The sequence below is a fragment of the Rhizobium sp. F40D2 genome (assembly GCF_051810745.2).
Lineage (GTDB): Bacteria > Pseudomonadota > Alphaproteobacteria > Rhizobiales > Rhizobiaceae > Rhizobium.
On sequence record NZ_CM131436.1, the window covers coordinates 3805580 to 3821318 of the forward strand.

Here is a 15739-nt window from a genome sequence, read left to right on the forward strand (position 1 = left end):
CGGGAAGTTGTCATTGTCATCCGGTACGGGATTGTTCGTTACGTTTGAAGGCGGGGAAGGCGCTGGGAAATCCACGCAGATCCGCCGCCTCGCCGAGGCGCTGAAGGGCGACGGTCACGATGTGCTGGTGACGCGGGAACCGGGCGGATCGCCGGGCGCCGAGGCCGTGCGCCACGTGCTCCTGTCGGGGGCCGCCGAGGCCTTCGGCACGCGGATGGAGGCGATCCTGTTTGCGGCGGCGCGCAACGACCATGTCGAAGAGGTGATCCGCCCCGCACTGGCTGCCGGCAAGATCGTGCTCTGCGACCGTTTCATGGATTCCTCCCGCGTCTACCAGGGCGTCACCGGCAATCTCGAGCCCGATTTCATCGAGACGCTGCAGCGCATCGCCATCAACGGGGTCATGCCGGATTGCACTGTGATCCTCGACATCCCCGCCAAGATCGGGTTAGAGCGGGCGCAGAAACGCGCCGCCGCCGACGCTCCCGATCGCTTCGAGAAAGAGCGGCTTGAAACCCACGAGAAACGGCGCGAAGCCTTTCTCGATATCGCCGCCCGCGAGCCGGAGCGCTGTCATGTGATCAACGCCATGCAGAGTGAGGAAACGATTGCGGCCGAGATCGCTGCGATCGTCCGGCAGCTCATGTCGCCTGCAGGCCGTGCGCGCATGCCGGAAGCCGCACATCATGAGTGAGGCCTGTTGTGAGTGAGGCCCATCATGAGTGAAGAAAGGCCCGGACTGCTCGACGGCGCCATCTGGCCGGGGGAGAATACCCGGCTGTTTGGCCATGAGGAGGCGGAGGCCTTCCTTGCGCAATCCTACAGGTCCGGCAAGGGCCACCACGCAATCCTGATAGAGGGGCCGGAGGGCATCGGCAAGGCGACGCTCGCCTTCCGCTTCGCCAATCATGTACTCTCCTATCCCGATCCTGCCACAGCCCCGGAGACGATCGCCGATCCGGATCCAGCCTCTTCCGTCAGTCGGCAGATCACCTCCGGCGCCTCGCACAACCTTCTGCATCTCGCCCGGCCGGTGGATGAAAAGACCGGAAAGGTGAAGTCGGCGATCACCGTCGACGAGGTGCGCCGCGCCGGCAAATTCTTCTCGCAGACCTCAGGCACCGGCAATTGGCGGATCGTCATCATCGATCCGGCCGACGACATGAACCGCAATGCGGCCAATGCCATCCTGAAGATCCTGGAAGAGCCGCCAAAGCGGGCCTTGTTCCTGGTGCTCTCGCATGCGCCGGGACGATTGCTGCCGACGATCCGTTCGCGCTGCCTGCCGCTCAAACTGGCGCCGCTTGGCGACGATGCGCTCATGGCGGCGCTTGCCCATCTCGGCATACCCGGCGAGGGCGAGGTGGTGCTTTCGGCCGCCAAGGGCAGCGTCGGGCAGGCGCTAAAACTGTTGAATTACGGCGGCGGCGAGATCATCGCCGCCTATGACGAGATGCTGTCGGCCGAAGGGCCGACCGCCCGCAAGGCGATGCATCGGTTGGCCGACGCGCTTTCGGGCAAAGAAAGCGACACGATCTTCGATTTCTTCGTCAGCCATGTCGGCGACGACATCATGAACCGGGCGCGTGCAGCGGCAGGCGAGGGGCAGATCGCGGCTGCGGAGCGCTTGGCGCGGCTCTATTCCGAGATCACCGAGCGGCTCACCATCTCGGATGCCTATAACCTCGACCGCAAACAGACGATCATCGGCATTCTCGCCGATATCAAGCAGCCGGGTCTCTAATTCCGTCCTGATTCTCCGGTCAGCCGGTCAGCAGCTTGACTGCGACGACGGCGAGTGTCGCGGCAAGGACGATGCGGATAGTGCGCTCGTGCAGCTTCGGCGCCAAAAGGCTGCCGATGATGATGCCGGGGATGGAACCGATGAGCAGGGCGACCAGCATCGGCCAGTCGATTTCGCCGATCAGCCAGTAGCCCGTGCCACCGATCAGGGTTAGCGGCACCGCATGGACGATATCGGAACCGACGATCTCGCGTACATCGAGCCTGGGATAGAGGATAAGCAGGATCGTCACCCCCAGCGCGCCGGCGCCGACTGAGGTCAGAGTGACGAGGACGCCGAGCAGAAATCCGAGAATGACGGTAAGGACGACGATGGTTCTCTGCTGCGGCGGCGTGCGGTCACCAATGGCGCGGCGCGCCAACTCGAGTATCGGGCCCCGGAAGATCAGCATGATCGCGGTCATGACAAGAAGGCAGCCGAGCGCCGTGGTGATCGTATTGGTGACGCCGATGCTTTTGCGGTCGACGCCTGCCAGAAGCCAAAGCATCAGCAAGGAGGCCGGCACGCTGCCGATTGCGAGACTGCCGACGATCTTCCAGTTGACGCGCCCGTGCATGCCGTGGACGGCCGTGCCGGCGGTCTTGGTGATCGCCGCGTAGAGAAGATCGGTGCCGACGGCAGTTGCTGGATGCACGCCGAAGAGCAGCACCAGCAGCGGTGTCATCAGCGAACCGCCGCCAACGCCTGTAATGCCGACGAGCGCCCCGACGAACAGGCCCGAAAGCGAATAGAGAGGTTCGAACGTCAATCAAGCGCCTCCGACGGCGCACGGCCACGACAAACCGGATAAATGAAAACTGGCACTTCGTTCTGCCTCGCCCTCTTTTCCATGACGGGTAGATTGCGGCAGAAGCTGAGTCAAGTTCACCGCTGCCCGCGTCCCGGAAATCATCGGCGGCGGCAAAACTTGATGTTTCGCTTAACGGTGACATGCGCTAAGAGCGGCTGACCATCTTTATAGAGTAAGCCGGACATTGGCCGCCATGACAGACAAGACACCCTTCTACATCACCACCGCGATTTCCTATCCCAACGGCAAGCCGCATATCGGCCATGCCTATGAGCTGATCGCGACGGATGCGATGGCGCGCTACCAGCGCCTGGATGGCAGGGATGTGTTCTTCCTGACCGGCACAGACGAACACGGCCAGAAGATGCAGCAGACGGCGCGCGCCGAGGGGATTACCGCCCAGGCGCTTGCCGACCGCAACTCCGGCGAATTCCAGGCGATGGCCAAGCTGCTGAACGCTTCGAACGATGACTTCATTCGCACCACGCAGGAGCGTCATCACGAAACGTCGCGCAACATCTGGAACCTGATGGCCGAGAATGGCGACATCTACAAGGATAGCTATGCCGGCTGGTATTCGGTGCGCGACGAGGCCTATTACCAGGAAAACGAGACGGAGCTGCGCGCCGACGGCGTGCGCTGCGGGCCGCAGGGCACACCTGTGGAATGGGTGGAAGAGGCAAGCTATTTCTTCAAGCTCTCCGAATACCAGGAAAAGCTGCTTGCGCATTATGAGGCGAACCCCGATTTCATCGGCCCGGCCGAGCGCCGCAACGAGGTAATCTCCTTCGTCAAATCCGGCCTCAAGGACCTCTCGGTCTCGCGCACGACCTTCGACTGGGGCATCAAGGTGCCGAACGATCCCGCCCATGTCATGTATGTCTGGGTGGATGCGCTGACCAACTACATCACCGCCACAGGCTATATCGAAGACAGGAACGGCCCGCGGGCGAAATACTGGCCGGCCGATGTGCACATCATCGGCAAGGACATCATCCGCTTCCATGCCGTTTACTGGCCGGCCTTCCTGATGTCGGCAAAGCTGCCGCTGCCGAAGCGGGTCTTCGCCCATGGCTTCCTGCTCAACAAGGGCGAGAAGATGTCGAAATCGCTCGGCAACGTCGTCGATCCCGTCAATCTGGTCAACCATTTCGGCCTCGACCAGGTCCGCTACTTCTTCCTGCGCGAAGTCTCCTTCGGCCAGGACGGCAGCTACAGCGAAGAGGCGATCGGCATCCGCATCAACTCCGACCTCGCCAACGGCATTGGCAATCTCGCCAGCCGCTCGCTGTCGATGATTGTCAAGAACTGCGACGGTAAGATCCCGGAATGCGGGGTGCTCAGCGATGAGGATAAGGCGATGCTGGCGCAGGCTGACGCGCTGCATGCCTCGACGCGCGAGGATATGGGCAAACAGCAGATCCACCGGGCGCTCGCCTCGATCATTTCGGTCGTGTCCGAGACCGACCGTTATTTCGCCGGCCAGGCGCCGTGGGCACTGAAGAAAACCGATCCGGCGCGCATGGGCACGGTGCTTTACGTCACCGCCGAAGTGGTGCGCCAGATCGCCATCTTGCTGCAGCCCTTCATGCCTGATTCATCGGGCAAGCTGCTCGATCTGGTCGCAGCACCCGAAGACAAGCGCGATTTTGCTGCTCTCGGCGAGCCCGGCCGTCTTGCTACCGGAACGCCGCTCGAAGCGCCGACGCCGGTCTTCCCGCGCTACGTGGCTCCGGAGGCTTGAGGCCGTGCTGATTGATACGCATTGCCATCTTGATTTCGCCGACTTCGAGGCGGAGCGCGACGAGATCGTTACGCGCGCCCATCAGGCGGGCGTCAAGCAGATGGTGACGATTTCGACGCGAGTGCGCAAGCTCGACAAGCTGCTTGCGATCACCGAGAAATATCCTTCGGTGTTCTGCTCGGTCGGGACGCATCCGAACAATGCCGACGAAGAGCTGGATATCCAGACGGAAGATCTGGTGCACCTTGCCAACGCCCATGAGAAGGTGGTGGCGATCGGCGAGGCCGGCCTCGATTATTTCTACGATACGCAGAGGCCCGAGGACCAGCAGACCGGCTTTCGCCGCCATATCGCGGCGGCGCGCGCCACACAGCTGCCGCTCGTCATCCACAGCCGCAGCGCCGATGAGGACATGGCAGCGATCCTGACCGAGGAAACAGGGAAGGGGGCTTTCCCCTTCATCCTGCACTGCTTCTCGGCAGGTCCGGAACTGGCGCGAACCGGCGTCGAACTCGGCGGCTATGTCTCCTTCTCGGGCATCCTGACCTTCCCGAAATCGGAAGAGCTGCGCGAGATCGCCAGGACGATCCCGCAGGATCGGCTGCTGGTGGAAACCGATGCGCCGTATCTGGCGCCGAAACGCTGGCGCGGCAAGCGCAACGAACCGTCCTATGTCGTCAACACGGCCGAGGTGCTCGCCGAGACGATTGGCCTCTCCTACGCGGAGGTCGCACGGATCACGACGGAGAACGCATTGCGCCTGTTTACGAAGATGCCGAGGGTCTGAGCGCGTGCTCTACCGGCGGCGCTTCACCATTCTCGGCTGTTCGTCGTCACCCGGCGTGCCGCGCATTACCGGCGACTGGGGCGCCTGCAATCCCGACAATCCGAAGAACCGGCGCACGCGCGCCGCCTTCATGGTGCAGCAATTTGCGCCGGATGGCGGTGTCACCACCGTCGTTATCGATACCGGACCGGATTTTCGCGAGCAGATGATCAGGGCAGGGGCCGACCACGTCGATGCCGTGCTCTACAGCCATCCGCATGCGGATCATATTCATGGCATCGACGACCTGCGCGGCTATTTTCACAATACGCGCCGCCGCGTGCCGATCTTTGCCGACCAATATACGATGGACAGGCTGCGCGAAGCCTTCGGCTATTGCCTGGAAACGCCGCCGGGCAGCAATTATCCGCCGATCGTGCTGCCGGTTGTCATCGAAAACCTCGATGAACCCGTCGAGATCCGCGGCCCCGGCGGCAAGATACAGTTTCATCCGCATCTTCAGCAGCACGGCGACATCTACTCGCTCGGCTTTCGGATCGGCGATGTGGCCTATTGCAGCGATATCAGCGACTTCCCGCCGCAGACCGTCGACAAGCTACAAAATCTCGATGTGCTGATCATCGACGCGCTGCAATATACCTACCATCCGAGCCATCTGTCGCTGGAACAGTCGCTCGACTGGATCGGCCGGCTGAAACCGAAACTGGCGATCCTCACGCATATGCACACGCCGCTCGACTACGACGTGGTGATGGCTGAGACGCCGGACCATGTGGTGCCGGCCTATGATCAGATGAGCTTCGAAACCGAGGTCAGGTTCGGGGTTTGAGCCCCGACCCAAGGGCATGATGCCGAAACCTGTGCGGTTGCGGACGACATCATGCTCTCGATCTTTAACGTAGAACAGGATTCAGATTTTAGGCCGATCGGGCCTGAAATCATCCTGTTCCAGGGCCACTACATGTAGGGCATAACCTCGACGGCGCCGCGATAGATCATGTCGAGCGAAACGTAGAGGATGATCAGCAAGCCGACATAGGCGATCCAGCGATGATTGTTGAGCAACCGGGCGATCAGGTTCGCAGCGATGCCCATCAGCGCGATCGACAGGGCAAGACCGATGATCAGCACGCTCGGATGTTCGCGCGCCGCACCGGCGACGGCGAGCACGTTGTCGAGCGACATGGAAACGTCGGCGATGACGATCTGGGTCGCCGCCTGGAAGAAGGTCTTTTTCGGCGCGCCTTCGGCGCCCGCCGCGTCATGGTTATCGCCATGGCCGGCGCGAAGCTCGCGCCACATCTTCCAGCAAACCCAGAGAAGCAGAAGTCCGCCGGCCAGCAGCAGGCCGACGATCGCCAACAGATAGACAGCAACGCTGGCAAAGAGAATACGCAGGACAGTCGCGGCCGCTATGCCGACGATGATCGCCTTGCGGCGCTGCGTGGCCTCAAGCCCGGCAGCAGCGAGACCGATAACCACGGCGTTGTCGCCGGCAAGAACGAGGTCGATAGCAATGACCTGCAGCAAAGCCGTCAGACCGGCTGCCGTAAAGATGTCCATATGAAATATCCCCAATGCGTCGAAAGCCGTGCTAGCGTCTCGGTGGTTTGACGTCAACCGCTACAGCGCCTTCAATTGCGGTGGCGCGGGACAACGATCCTCGATGCCAAACCGTTCCTCATTGTAATAGCGGTGAGCCGCCAATGGGGGGGGCAAGCAGTGCGGTGAAGCGCCATCGCCTCCTGCGCATTGGCTTGGAACATTCCATTCGTCCACCTGTTTTCTGATCAGGAAAACCAGCCGCCGGATCGGCGGCGTGGTTTTATTGATCGAGAGGAGATTTCCCGTGACCAGCATTTACAACGATACCAATCCAGCCTTCTCCGGCCCGACAGGGGGCAGCAGCCTCACGGCATTTTTCGACAGCCGATCGGAAGCCGAGTCCGCCGTCTCGCGTCTCGAAGACGCGGGCGTGCCGGTTGCGAGAATAAGGTTGATGCCAGGGTATGAGGCCGACGAAAAAACCGCTGGCGCGGTGAGCGACGACCGCAGCGGCTTCTTCGACGCGCTGGCCGACTTCTTCTTTCCCGACGAGGATCGTGCGGTCTACGCAGAGGGGCTGCGGCGAGGCGGTTTCCTCGTTCAGGTCAACGATATCGATGACGCGCTCTACGAAACCGTCCACGATATTCTGGACGACGAGGGCAGCATCGACATGGACGAGCGGGCGGACCTCTGGTCGCTGGAAGACAGGCAACAAGGCGCGTCCAATACCGGTTTTGCCGGCCAATCCTCCGGCGGCAAAGCGTCGGAAGACCTTGCCGTGTCCGAGAGCGCATTCGACGATACACGCCCGGTGGCGACGCGCGATACCATGCATGGAAGCGCCAAGGTGCGTGCCTACACCTATAGCGCCGCCACGCCATCGGACGATGCCAATCGCCAATCGCAGAGCCAGTCGCAAGGCGGATCCCAGCAGAGCCAGAGTTTCCGGCGCGACCACTGATCCTGACCTCACTCGAGGGCGCGGCCGCGATGCCGGGCCTTCATCTCATCCCGCTTGTCATTCGAGGATATATCCATGCAATCATCCATCAATCGCGACGGCCGCCTTCCCGACCCCGATGAACTGATCGCCGAAGGTGAACCGCCTTTTGCCGATGCCGCCGTTCTAACCACGCGTGAAAAACTCGACGAAGATCTGAGCGGCCTGCAGCAGGAGCTAAGGCTGCTGAAGGCTCGGATAGGCATGCTGCGCGAGGACGCGGAGGCGGCGCTGAAGGCAAAGGCCACATCGGTCGATGCAAACGCCCATGTTCAGCTCGGCAGCTATCCCTGGGCAAAGCTTGCCGCAGCGATCTGCGCAACCTTCATTGCAGCCAGACTGGTTCGAAATGTTCCGCTGGGGCTCATGCTTGCCGGATTTCCCGGTCATCTCCCCGAGGCGAGACGGAGGTAAACGGTAGCGGAGATAAGAGCAGGCGCATTGACCTCGATGCGTCGAAGGAAATCAATGAAGCGGCGCGATGCCGGAAGGCATCGGCGTGGCAAGCTCTTTCAGAATCGCTTCAAGCGCATCGGCCGTCGTCTGCAGGCCGGATGACTGCGCAATTCTCAGCGCCTCCCTGCAGTGAGCAGACAAGTCGTCTTGCTGTACGTGATCATTCGACCGAAAGACGATACCAGCATAGTGCGACGGGTTTCCGGTTTCATCCCTGAAACAGCGGCCGAAGGCAGCAACGGCTACGATTTGTCCGCTTCGATCAAATACCCGGTAGTCATGGCGGTAGGGATCTCCTGTCACCACCGAGTCTGAAATCGCCTTGGCCACGGATGGCTTGTCGTCCGGATGAATCCTGTCGAGGTATCTTATGATCGGCAGCCCCGCGATGGTCTGCTCCGGATCAAGCCCAAAGAGGTTTGCCAGCGCCGAATCCGCGTAAACCGTGTCGGTCGCCAAGTCCCACGTGAAGATGCCAGGCTCTTCCGCAAGGTCCATTCCGTATCCCCAGTCTGACCTGCCGGTTGACCACGTCACGCGGCTGGTGCCACCCAATCTTAGCCTCCTTTCGATCGGACGCAATATCAACTTTTCTAATCTTGCTCGTGCATGCGGCCCGAGACCGCCATACAAACTCACGACGCGCAGCCGGTAGCGGCCTCCCGCCCGTGCGCACCAAAGGAAGTCGCGGACGGCGATAGACGCTTGGAGCCGCCGTTCGCTCGAAGTAGTGTTTGGAAAAACGCCATTCAGTTCGGGGGACACGATGGATTTTTTGAACGTCGCGGCGATCATATTCTTCCTTCTCGTCTGGGTGGCGCTCGAGCCTTTGATGGCAATGGGGTGGCCGCGGCGAAACGACAGCCTTTCCGTCGATATGGTGCGCATTCGCGCGGCCTGGATGCGGGAGGTGCTGACTCGAGACAATAATTTCATTGGCGACGCGGCGATCCTCGGGCACACAATCAATTCGGCATCCTTTTTCGGATCGGCCAACCTCATCGTCATTGTCGGGCTCAGCGGTGCGCTGTTCATGGAGCCGAATTATGGATCGGGCGGCGGGCTGATCGCGATGTTTGCGGCACAGGATCCCGTCTGGTTCTTCCAGTGCAAGGTGCTCCTGATCATGGCGACGCTGCTGCGCGGCCTGTCCGATTTCATATGGGCGGTCCGGCAGATCAACTATTGCCTTGCGGCGATCGGGGCGAGCCCGTCGCGCGATGAAGATAGGGACATCGTCAGCTGGACAAACGCGCTCACTCTGGTCTTGAACCCGGCTCTTCGATCGTTCAGCGTCGGCGTCCGATCCTACTACTTCACCGTCGCTGCCGCCTTCTGGTTCATCGGGCCGATACCTTTCATTGTCGCAACCATCCTCAGCGTCGGCCTTTTGATCTGGCGTCAATCCTGGTCGGATGCAGCAAAGGGGATCATGGCCATACGCAGGCTGCTGGATTAGGATTGCCTGCGGTTCAGGGCAACGTCGTAGTCTGCTGGCCGATGATCAGCAGAAGCGATATCTTACGGGCGGGGGCCAATGGATCGTCTCGAAGCGATGCGCATATTGCTGGCCGTTGTCGACGCCGGAAGCATCTCGGCCGGCAGCAGGCGGCTGAACGCGCCTTTGCCCAGCGTCAGCCGCAAGGTGGCCGACCTTGAACGCCATCTCGGCGCAAACCTCATCGTCCGCACCAGCCGCAATCTTCAGCTCACCGATGCCGGCCGCGACTATGTCGACGCCGCCCGAAAGATCATAGCGGATCTCGATGAGGCGGAGCGAAGGGCTTCGGGCGAATACCTGACGCCCAGAGGCATACTCACGATCACGATGCCGATCGAATATGGGAGCCGGTATGTGTTGCCTGTTGCGCTCAGCTTCATGGACAAATATCCGGAGGTGTCGCTGAAGCTTCTGTCGCTCGACCGCACGGTCGATCTCGTGTCCGAGCAGGTGGATATCGCCATCCGTCTCGGCAACCTCGTCGACAGCTCCCTCCATGCGGTCAAAACCGGCGATTTCCGCCTACTGACCTGCGCGAGCCCTGCCTATCTCGCGCGACATGGCGAACCTCAGCGCCCAGGCGATCTCATCGATCGCGATGGGATCTTCTTCAACAAGCCGGCATTCTTCTGGACATTCGACGTCGACGGCAAGCCGATGGAGGCGATGCCGCGCAACCGGCTGGAAGTGAATACCGCGGCGAACTGCGTCTCGGCGGCCGTCGGCGGAGCAGGGATTGCGCGGCTCTTCGACTACCAGGTTCCAGACCAGCTGGCGTCCGGCGCGCTGGTGCCCATCCTGCGGGATTTCGACGGACCACCACAGCCGATTCATATCGTATACGCGCGCCAGGGGATTCTAGCGCTGAAGGTACGCGCTTTTGTCGACTGGGCTCTACCCAGGTTACGTGCGCGATCTCGAAATGAAGATAATAAAATATTATCTGAATGATGCACGGATTTCTTCAACCGTATATTCCGCATTCTGAAGATGGGGAAAGTGGCCGATATCCGGCAGGATATCGATTTCCACACCGATCCTGGCGGCGAATTCGATGCCCATTTCCCTCTTGATGTAGAGGTCCCGCTCGCCCCAGATGACTTTGACCGGCGTCTTCAACCGGTTGAGGTTGGCCTCGAGGACGTTCTGGTCGCGCGTGAAATTGGCATAGTAATGGGCAAAGGCGTCCGCTGACGTCATTCCGCCGAAGCTCCACGAATGGACCATGTCCCGCTGAACGTCGGTCGGCAGATCGAATTGTTCAGCCGGCGACAGGCCGCGCCTGTGCACGTTCTGGAGGATCTCGTCGCTTGTTTTGTTCATATAGGCGCGGGTCGGCGAAGCCGTCGGCTCGGCTTTGAGATTCTGCAGGTTCTCCCACATGTATTGCGGCCGGTCGAACGGTGCGAAGTCTCCGACGATGATCCGCCTGGCGATCGCCTGCTCGTCGAGAGCAAGCAGCAGAACGGGGAGGGCGGCAATATCGGTCGCATAGATCACGAGGTTCGAACGGTCGATGCCTGCCGTCTCGATATAGGCCTTCAGCACTGCCGCGTAGGCGTGGGGCGCATAGGAAAACCGCTGCAAGATCGGGCGCGACGACTGTCCATAGCCCGGCCAATCAAAGGCGTGGACGTCGTAGTCGCGGGCAAGCGTGCTCGCGATGTCCTTCCAGACCTTCAGCGTTTCCGGAAATCCATGCAGGAAAAGCACGGTGCCTTTTGGCGCCGGCGCGCGAACAATCATTCTCCTCAGTGTCAGGTTCTTATTGATCCCGATCATGAGGCTCTCGTTGATTTCGATGAAGTCGACGGCGCCGTGCCGGGCTTCCGCGGAGGCGAAGGATTCGGCGACGGGGAGGGATGGAGTGGCTACGACCGATGCAGCCCGATTTGCGGTTTTGTCTTCAGACATGTGAGTTCCTTTCCTGAACGACAGGTCCATAAGTAGCTACGCCGGCACCGCGCAGTAGCTGGAAAAATTGAGAGGCAGCCTCTTGAGCGTGGTCGCTGTGACGGCGCTGGCCAAGGCTGACTTTCGAACGAGAGGCTGCCTCTCAGTTTCCCCGGGTGCCGGCCCTGCGTCGCGCCACCCAAATAACCACCAGCCGCCGATTTGAGACAGCTCGCGGGCGCCTGAATGCGGATGGCGGAGCGCGGCGGCGACAACATAAGGAAGAGCTGATATGACTGACATCACATTGAACCCTACGCGGTCACCAATGGCACCCCTTGCCGAACCTGTCCGTTGAGTCTCGATGTCATGGAAGGACACTCGTCATGGCACTGCTGACCTCTTTGAACCAAAGGCTCCTATCGCGACGCGCGCTGCTGTCAGCGGGTGCCGCGGCCGGCTTATCCGCCGTTCTGCTTCCGCTGCCGTCGGAAGCCGCCGACGTCATAGGCGCCGCAGCCGGAGAGATCCGACCGTTCAAGGCCGAGATCCCCGAGGCAACGCTTACGGACCTCAGGCGGCGACTTGCCGAAACCCGATGGCCCGACGGTGAAACCGTCACAGATCGTTCGCAGGGTGTCGAGCCCGACAGGCTGAAGGAGCTGGTGGGCTACTGGCAGTCGTCCTACGACTGGCGCAAGGCAGAGAGCAGGCTGAATGCCTTTCCGCAATTTCTAACCAATATCGACGGAGTGGACATCCATTTCATCCATGTCCGTTCCCACCACGAAAACGCGCTGCCGCTGATCATGACCCATGGCTGGCCGGGTTCGGTATTCGAACTGCTCGATGTCATCGGGCCGCTCACGGACCCGACGGCGCATGGCGGTACGGCCGAGGATGCCTTCCACCTGGTGATCCCCTCGATTCCGGGATTCGGCTTCTCCGGGAAGCCCTCGACGACGGGTTGGAACCCGCAGCGGATAGCGGCTGCCTGGGACGTGCTGATGAAACGGCTCGATTATGACCGCTATGTCGCGCAAGGCGGCGACTGGGGTGCCATCATCAGCGACGCCATGGGTCGCCAGGCACCCGATGGGCTGCTCGCGATCCATGTCAACAGGATCGAGCGGGCCACGACGTTCCCATCGGATGCAGCCCAGGCTCTTAAAAATGGAGGGCCGGCTCCCGACAATCTGTCTGCGGACGAGAAGCTCGTCTTCGACGAGGCGCGGAACTTCCTCAACAACGGCTTCGGCTATGCCGCGATCATGAGCACACGTCCGGAGACGGTCGGTTACGGCATTGCGGATTCGCCAGTCGGCCTCGCCGCCTGGCTTTACGACAAGATCGCCGACTGGGTGTTCACCCGAGGCGATCCGGAACAGGCGCTTGGCAAGGATGCCATCCTCGACAATATCACGCTCTACTGGCTGACGAACACCGGCCCCTCGAGTGGTCGCATCTATTTCGAAAACGCCATGGCAGGCGCAAAGCTCACGGAGGTCAAAGTCCCGGTCGCCGTCACCATATTCCCCGGAGAGGTCTACAAACCGCCAAAGCACTGGTTGTCGAAGGCCTTTCCGAAGCTGGTCTACTATAACCGCGCGCCCAAGGGTGGCCACTTCGCGGCCTGGGAGGAGCCGGAACTCTTCAGTCAGGAGATCAGGGCAGGGTTCAAAACCGTGCGATTGTGAGCAACCGCCGATAGCCGATCGGCGCGTTTTTCAGGGGCGGGGGCACGGTGAGCTTTGCGTCCGCCAGACAGGTCGTCGATTGACGTTGATTACGCAACGCTTCACAACGTCCGAAGTTGCTAAAGCGCGTCGCGATCTTTCAGATCTCGCTCCTTGCGCTTTAGCTCGTTGTTTTTACGCATGTCGCGGCAAAGGCGCTTCGCGCTTTGCCTGGGGATGCCGCTGCACACTTTGCGCGACATGCTCTAGAAACGACGCCAGCTTCGCGGGGACCAGGGCCATATGCGCATCAACGACGACCGTCATTTTTTCGGTAGAGTGTCGACACTCCTGACGGTGGTATTTTCGACGCTTCTGTTCGCGAGCGTAACCGTCGCCCCAGCGGCCGAACCGACCAATTCCTCGGGACCGATCCGCGTTATCATCGAATTGCCGAACGATGATACCGGACGCGCGCTGGTCAATCGGATCGTTCCCGGCAACCAGGAACCGGCGCAGCCGGCAGCGGCCCCGCAAGAGGCGGCACCGCCGTCGGTTGCCACCGCATTGCAGGATTTGCGCCAGAGGTTGCTCACGCTCGTCGATGCAGTCCCAACACTTCCGGGGCAGATCCAAACAGCGATCCGGGTCTTCCAAACGGATGATCGCATCGATGTTGTCGGACTGATCCTGGCAGTGACACTCTTCATTGCAGGCGGATTCGCTGCCCAGCGGCTTGCCTGGTGGTCCGGGCGAGGGCTGCTTCATTTTGTGCTGACCGCGCCTGCCGACACCGTCCGGCAGCGGATCAAGCTCCATGCGGGCCGGCTTTCAATGGGCCTTCTCGCGTTGGTCGGTTACCTCATCGGAAGCCTCGGCGCCTTTATCCTCTTTCCTTGGCCTGCCGTGTTTCGCGATATCGCGCTCATTCTGCTATCAGCGGCGCTGATGGTGCGCCTTGGCGTGCTCGTCGGCCGCATCGTCATCGCGCCGGGCGCCCGGCTGCCGCATATGCGGCTTCTGACACTTGTCACCTCGCTTGCCTGGTTCTGGTACTACTGGCTCCTCGCAATCGTCGCCGTGTTGGCGGCCGGCTGGGCGATCATCGAAGTGTTCGAGACCATCGGTGCTTCGCCCATTCTGGTCGACCTTTTTACCGCCGCGTGGCTCGGTGTCGTTTCAATCACGCTGATCGCCATGATTTGGCTGCGGCATTTTCGTTCCGACGGGCCGCCGGTGAACCGGCTGGTCTGTGTCGGCTTCAGCGCGAGCATTGTATTATCGTGGCTGTTATGGGTGTCCGGGCTCCGCGGAGTATTCTGGACGTTGATCGTCTTGACGCTTCTGCCGCTCACCGTTTCCGTGGCGCGTGATGTCATTGGTCGCATCGTACGATCCGGCGGCGAGCACGCCGTCGAAGATCCGGCTATCGTCGGATGGTCGGTCGTCATCATGCAAACGCTCCGTAATGGCCTGATCGTGGTCGCCGCGCTGCTGATTGCCCGCGCGTGGAATGTCAATCTCAGTGACCTCGCCGCCGCCGAGACTGTGACCACCCGTTTGATCCGCGCAGGAATCCGCATCGTTATCGTGCTGCTGGTGACCGACGTCATCTGGAAGCTTGCAAGCACTTTGATCGACAGTCAGATGGCGGTGGCGTCGCGAAGTGCGGAGACGGCGCATCTGGACGGACCCGAAGCGCGCCGGCGTCAGCGGTTGAATACCCTGCTTCCCATCCTTCGCAACGTGCTGTTTCTGGCAATTGGAGCTGTCGGCTTCCTGATGATCCTGGATGCCGTCGGCATTCAGATCGGACCGTTGCTGGCCGGCGCCGGCGTCGTCGGCATCGCCGTCGGTTTCGGCGCGCAAACACTCGTCAAGGACATCATCTCCGGCGTCTTCTATCTGTTCGACGATGCCTTTCGCATCGGTGAGTATATTCAAGCGGCAAAATACAAAGGGACGGTCGAAGGATTCTCGCTGCGATCGATCCGCCTGCGACACCACCGCGGTCCGGTAACAATCGTTCCTTTCGGCGAACTCGGCGCGGTGCAGAACCTGAGCCGCGACTGGGTGATTGATATCATTACGCTGACCCTGAACTATGACAGCGACCTTGAGGAGGTCCGCAAGACTATCAAGCGCATCGGTGTCGAGCTGCTGGACGATCCCGAACTCGGGCCCAACATCATCGAGCCCTTGAAAATGCAGGGGATCGAGCAGATGGCGGACTACGGTGTGCAAATTCGGCTGAAGTTCATGGCGAAACCCGGCGAGCAATTCGGCGTTCGCCGAAAGGCACTCGCCATGCTCAAGAAGACATTTGCGGAAAAAGGGATCCAGTTTGCAACGCCGACGGTTCATGTTTCCAACGGGACGGCCGATGCAGCAGCTTCCGCAGCCGCTACGGAGCTACAAAGGCCGGCAAAAGTACTCCCAACACTTCAGGATTAGCTGCCTCGAGCGCGGGGTTTCAACGAACTCGGTGAAAACAACATTGTCGCTCGGAGGTTGTCGCCAAGGGGCCGTTTTATGAGGGA

Annotated in this window: 15 protein-coding genes; 11 read left to right on the forward strand and 4 right to left on the reverse strand. The window is 60.9% G+C overall.

The genetic code is table 11. From position 1 onward, the window contains the following. The first annotated feature begins 13 nt into the window (after window positions 1–13). Together tmk and ACS4RS_RS18345 are read left to right on the forward strand one after the other, a co-directional pair. Window positions 14–694 (forward strand): dTMP kinase, encoded by a 681-nt coding sequence (gene tmk, locus ACS4RS_RS18340; RefSeq protein ID WP_439009821.1) that lies wholly within the window; start codon window positions 14–16, stop codon window positions 692–694. 24 nt (window positions 695–718) lie between these two features. After that, a complete protein-coding gene (locus tag ACS4RS_RS18345; RefSeq protein WP_439009820.1) occupies window positions 719–1744 on the forward strand; it encodes a DNA polymerase III subunit delta' in 1026 nt (341 codons plus the stop codon). A 19-nt stretch (window positions 1745–1763) separates the two neighbouring features. Here ACS4RS_RS18345 and ACS4RS_RS18350 read toward each other — a convergent pair whose 3' ends face one another. Continuing rightward, window positions 1764–2552 (reverse strand): TSUP family transporter, encoded by a 789-nt coding sequence (locus tag ACS4RS_RS18350; protein WP_439009819.1) that lies wholly within the window; start codon window positions 2550–2552, stop codon window positions 1764–1766. 235 nt (window positions 2553–2787) lie between these two features. Here ACS4RS_RS18350 and metG point away from each other — a divergent pair, with 235 nt between their 5' ends. The 3 genes from metG to ACS4RS_RS18365 are packed head-to-tail and all read left to right on the forward strand — an operon-like array spanning window position 2788 to window position 5954. Then, window positions 2788–4338: a methionine--tRNA ligase gene (gene metG / locus ACS4RS_RS18355; RefSeq protein WP_439009818.1), complete on the forward strand. Its 1551-nt coding sequence runs from the start codon at window positions 2788–2790 to the stop codon at window positions 4336–4338. A gap of 4 nt (window positions 4339–4342) precedes the next feature. Continuing rightward, complete coding sequence (locus tag ACS4RS_RS18360; RefSeq protein WP_439009817.1) at window positions 4343–5125, forward strand: TatD family hydrolase; 783 nt, start codon at window positions 4343–4345, stop codon at window positions 5123–5125. Window positions 5126–5129: 4 nt separating this feature from the next. Then, window positions 5130–5954 carry an MBL fold metallo-hydrolase gene (locus tag ACS4RS_RS18365; protein ID WP_439009816.1) on the forward strand — a complete coding sequence of 275 codons (825 nt, stop codon included), beginning with the start codon at window positions 5130–5132 and terminating at the stop codon, window positions 5952–5954. Between the two features lie 128 nt (window positions 5955–6082). Here the strand turns inward: ACS4RS_RS18365 and ACS4RS_RS18370 are convergent, their stop codons facing one another. Beyond that, the gene (locus tag ACS4RS_RS18370) at window positions 6083–6688 is read right to left on the reverse strand and encodes a YjbE family putative metal transport protein (protein ID WP_439009815.1); all 606 of its coding nucleotides are present in this window, start codon (window positions 6686–6688) and stop codon (window positions 6083–6085) included. A gap of 286 nt (window positions 6689–6974) precedes the next feature. On the opposite strand from ACS4RS_RS18370, the gene ACS4RS_RS18375 reads away from it, so the two are divergent. Both ACS4RS_RS18375 and ACS4RS_RS18380 read left to right on the forward strand, forming a co-directional pair. Beyond that, a complete protein-coding gene (locus ACS4RS_RS18375; protein WP_439009814.1) occupies window positions 6975–7634 on the forward strand; it encodes a hypothetical protein in 660 nt (219 codons plus the stop codon). A 75-nt stretch (window positions 7635–7709) separates the two neighbouring features. Further along, window positions 7710–8087, forward strand: a complete 378-nt coding sequence (locus ACS4RS_RS18380; protein ID WP_439009813.1) for a hypothetical protein — start codon at window positions 7710–7712, stop codon at window positions 8085–8087. A gap of 51 nt (window positions 8088–8138) precedes the next feature. Here ACS4RS_RS18380 and ACS4RS_RS18385 read toward each other — a convergent pair whose 3' ends face one another. Further along, the gene (locus ACS4RS_RS18385) at window positions 8139–8627 is read right to left on the reverse strand and encodes a PAS domain-containing protein (RefSeq protein ID WP_439009812.1); all 489 of its coding nucleotides are present in this window, start codon (window positions 8625–8627) and stop codon (window positions 8139–8141) included. A 268-nt stretch (window positions 8628–8895) separates the two neighbouring features. Here ACS4RS_RS18385 and ACS4RS_RS18390 point away from each other — a divergent pair, with 268 nt between their 5' ends. Together ACS4RS_RS18390 and ACS4RS_RS18395 are read left to right on the forward strand one after the other, a co-directional pair. Beyond that, entirely contained in the window at window positions 8896–9588 is a 693-nt protein-coding gene (locus ACS4RS_RS18390) for a DUF599 domain-containing protein (protein ID WP_439009811.1), read from the forward strand. A gap of 78 nt (window positions 9589–9666) precedes the next feature. After that, the gene (locus tag ACS4RS_RS18395) at window positions 9667–10581 is read left to right on the forward strand and encodes a LysR substrate-binding domain-containing protein (RefSeq protein ID WP_439009810.1); all 915 of its coding nucleotides are present in this window, start codon (window positions 9667–9669) and stop codon (window positions 10579–10581) included. On the opposite strand, the gene ACS4RS_RS18400 is transcribed toward ACS4RS_RS18395, so the two are convergent. After that, a complete protein-coding gene (locus tag ACS4RS_RS18400; protein ID WP_439009809.1) occupies window positions 10570–11544 on the reverse strand; it encodes an alpha/beta fold hydrolase in 975 nt (324 codons plus the stop codon). The two genes, ACS4RS_RS18395 and ACS4RS_RS18400, sit on opposite strands and share 12 nt — an antisense overlap. A gap of 365 nt (window positions 11545–11909) precedes the next feature. On the opposite strand from ACS4RS_RS18400, the gene ACS4RS_RS18405 reads away from it, so the two are divergent. Together ACS4RS_RS18405 and ACS4RS_RS18410 are read left to right on the forward strand one after the other, a co-directional pair. After that, window positions 11910–13220: an alpha/beta fold hydrolase gene (locus ACS4RS_RS18405; RefSeq protein WP_439009808.1), complete on the forward strand. Its 1311-nt coding sequence runs from the start codon at window positions 11910–11912 to the stop codon at window positions 13218–13220. Window positions 13221–13502: 282 nt separating this feature from the next. Next, a complete protein-coding gene (locus ACS4RS_RS18410; RefSeq protein ID WP_439009807.1) occupies window positions 13503–15653 on the forward strand; it encodes a mechanosensitive ion channel domain-containing protein in 2151 nt (716 codons plus the stop codon). The last annotated feature ends 86 nt before the right edge of the window (window positions 15654–15739 follow it).